This is a genomic window from Paraburkholderia sp. SIMBA_053 (assembly GCF_046534895.1).
Lineage (GTDB): Bacteria > Pseudomonadota > Gammaproteobacteria > Burkholderiales > Burkholderiaceae > Paraburkholderia > Paraburkholderia caledonica.
Map to the genome: position 1 here is coordinate 1 of NZ_JAWRXU010000608.1, position 275 is coordinate 275.

The 275-nt window shown below is 52.4% G+C and carries 1 protein-coding gene; it reads left to right on the top strand.

The genetic code is table 11. The features are described from left to right. The coding region (locus SB753_RS37040) for a site-specific integrase (RefSeq protein WP_410805116.1) at positions 1 to 275 on the top strand (275 nt) is incomplete at both ends.

Below are 275 nucleotides of genomic sequence, written 5' to 3' on the forward strand. Positions count from 1 at the left end.
TGGCAGAAAACACAGCCCAACTGCAGGCTGCTGACGGTGTGCTGATTACTGAGTTTCTCGACCAGCTTTGGCTGGACAAAGGTGTCAGCGAACACACGCTTAGCGCTTACGGTACTGACTTAAGAAAGTTTGCTACTTTTCTGGCGCAGCAAAGAAAGGGCTTACTGGATGCCGACGCTCAGCTACTAAATCGTTATCTGGCACAACGCATCGACAAGGCGTTTAGTCCCCGCAGTACGTCCAGAGCGCTTAGCAGCCTGCGGCGGTTTTATGCT